The organism is Acidimicrobiales bacterium (assembly GCA_035316325.1).
Lineage (GTDB): Bacteria > Actinomycetota > Acidimicrobiia > Acidimicrobiales > VFJN01 > DASXTK01.
This window is the reverse complement of the sequence record DATHJB010000119.1, coordinates 1-2,282: the sequence shown is the minus strand read 5'-3', so window position 1 is coordinate 2,282 and position 2,282 is coordinate 1. Positions and strand designations below refer to the sequence as shown.

The 2,282-nt window shown below is 71.7% G+C and carries 5 protein-coding genes; all 5 read right to left on the bottom strand.

Going from position 1 to position 2,282, the window contains the following annotated elements:
- Positions 1–201: hypothetical protein (locus VK611_15925; GenBank protein ID HMG42820.1), on the bottom strand; the 201-nt coding region annotated here is incomplete at its 3' end.
- Complete coding sequence (locus tag VK611_15920) at positions 198–572, bottom strand: hypothetical protein (GenBank protein HMG42819.1); 375 nt, start codon at positions 570–572, stop codon at positions 198–200. The genes VK611_15920 and VK611_15925, both read right to left, overlap by 4 nt.
- Positions 569–1,624 (bottom strand): hypothetical protein, encoded by a 1,056-nt coding sequence (locus tag VK611_15915; GenBank protein HMG42818.1) that lies wholly within the window; start codon positions 1,622–1,624, stop codon positions 569–571. The genes VK611_15920 and VK611_15915 overlap by 4 nt, the downstream gene beginning before the upstream one ends.
- Before the next feature lie 103 nt (positions 1,625–1,727).
- Positions 1,728–1,937, bottom strand: coding sequence for a hypothetical protein (locus tag VK611_15910; protein HMG42817.1), 210 nt, complete (start codon positions 1,935–1,937; stop codon positions 1,728–1,730).
- A gap of 122 nt (positions 1,938–2,059) precedes the next feature.
- A partial coding sequence (locus VK611_15905) for a hypothetical protein (GenBank protein HMG42816.1) occupies positions 2,060–2,282 on the bottom strand: 223 nt, incomplete at its 5' end.

The window sequence follows — 2,282 nt, the reverse complement described above, 5'->3', positions numbered from 1 at the left end:
CAACCGGCGCACGGTGGCCTGAACCTTGACGGTTCGGCGGCCGTCGGTCCGGACCAGCGCGGCGACAGTGGACGACGCCGGCGCGAGCCGGCGCAGGGTGCGCAGCGCGTTGGGCGAGTAGTGGCTGCCGATCGGCTCGTCGGCCTGCGCCAGCGCGTCGTAGCCGCGCCACACCTGCGGCGCCCGGGTCGCGGTGGTCATCGGTCCCCCTTCGGTGGTAGCTCGAGCGCGGCCCGGCGGCCGAGGATGGCGGCACGCTGGAAGTTCAGTCGTGCGTTCGGCCAGAGCGCGCGCAGCTCCTCGACGGTCGTAGCCCGCGCGATCGCGCGCAGGACCGGATCTGGCCGAGCCCCGGACACAGCCCGCCCCAACCGCTCCTGCGCCCGCGCGATCAGGTCGCGCAACGCGCCCTGACTGAACACCTCGGTCTGCTCCTCGTCGTAGTAGAGGCCGTCGGCGTGCCGTAACCACACCCGCCCGTCCGGGCCGAGGATCTCGGTCGGGCCGGGCGGACGAGGGGCGGGCTCGACGGCCGGTCGGGGGGCCAGGCCACGGACGGGTCGGCGGGTCATGCCCGCCCCAACCGGGCCGGGAGCCGGTCCGCGCAGGCATCGGTGTGTGCTTGCGTCCACACCTTCGAGTGCTGGCGCCAGAGCGATTGCAACCGCTCGCGCAGGTCCGACCCGGCGGGCGCCTCCCTGATCATCGACATCAGGCCGGCCGCGCTCAGCCCGTTCGCCATCGGCACCCGCGGCGGGTCGGCCTTCACGACCAGGTCCTTGCGGGCCCGCCAGCCCCGGATCAGGGTGGCCAGCGCCAACAGCTCCAGGCCGCGGGTCAGGTCCACCCAGTACAGCTGCGCGGGCGGGTCGCCCTTGCGCTCCGGCCCGCCCTGGGGGACGTGCAGGATCAGCGCCCAGTCGGTGCGCGGGGCGATCCCGTCCGGCCACTGGAGTCGTTCGCCGCGCGAGGCGGCGAGCTTCTCGGCCGGCGACAGGGTACGTGGGTCGACGTCGTCGCCGATGGTGTTCCAGCCCCGGTAGCGCACACCGTTGGCGTAGGCGGCCAGCTGGGCGGCGAACTTGATCCCGAAGAACTTGGACGAGCCGGACGTCTTGAGGTCCCATACCAGCCGGGACCCGGCCGGGATCAGGGTGCCGTCCTGGGTGGTCATGTCGCCGAGCGGGGCCGCGATCCGGTCGAACGTGCCGGCGACCTGGAACTGGTCGCACACCACGAACTGCTCGGTGCCGTGGAAGGTGAAGCTGCCGCGGGTGGCGCCGATGTAGGCGTCGATCGCGGCCTGGTCGTCCTCCAGGTCCGGGATCGGCCGGCCGAGGTCGACCCGCTCGGTGAGCGCGTGCAGCGCGGTGCCGACGTCGGCCGCTGCCCGGGAGTCCGCGAAGTCCAACGCGTCGTTGGTGATCTCCTTGAGCAGGGACTTGGACTCCGAGCTCGCGGTGTCCGGGATCGAGGCGGCGCGCAGTCGCAGCGGGCGGGAGTGCCCGAGCGCCCACGCGACCTGGCGCATCTTCCAGATGCCGATCCCGTTCTGGTCTTCCAGGACGCCGCCGATGGTGGACGCCCGGGTGTAGGCCTCCACTGACCCGCTGGGAGTTACCACGAGCGGTCTCTTCCACTGATCCCTAAAGATCGAGTTGGGCACGTCCGCGGTCGGCGCCTTGACGGGGTTGCTCGGAGTTTGGTCAGCGCGGACGAGGGCCACGTCAAGCCACCGTCCATGCGCCGTAGGTGACCGTGCGATGAACGACCTTCGCGTCCGGGTCGCCGCTGGCCTGGGCCCATGAACGGGCATCCTGCTCGTCATCGGACAGCTCGACCGACCAGATCGGGCGGCCGTTCTCGTCCAGCTCGTAGGCCACACCCCACGAGTGGGACGTGGCCTCACCTCGCTCGCTCATCGGCGTCTCGCTCATGGTCGTCTCCTCGTGTCAATGATCGTTGCGTGGACCCCACGGGAGTCGGACCCGTGGACCTCGGCACCGGCCGGGCCCGAGGCCCCGGACGCAGGGAGCGCGCCCGGGGCTGTCGTTAGGCCCTAAAAGGGCGGGTCAAGATCAGAGTCCCCTGCCTTGGCCAGCCCGTTGGTCGCCGGGGCGCCCTCGGACTCGACCAGGTCCGGGCCCTTCCAGGCCTTCGTGCCGTCGCCGTAGAAGGCCTCGATCAGCTCGAAGTCGTCATCGTTCGGCGTCTGGGCGGCGACCCAGTCCGTGGTGCCGGTGCGCTTGGCCTCCAACCGGGAGGCCACCTCCTTGTCACCG

What these genes read in the sequence shown, in the direction of transcription:
- VK611_15910 (HMG42817.1), bottom strand. Translation starts at nt 1,937, where the DNA reads ATGAGCGAGACGCCGATGAGCGAGCGAGGTGAGGCCACGTCCCACTCG.
- VK611_15920 (HMG42819.1), bottom strand. Translation starts at nt 572, where the DNA reads ATGACCCGCCGACCCGTCCGTGGCCTGGCCCCCCGACCGGCCGTCGAG.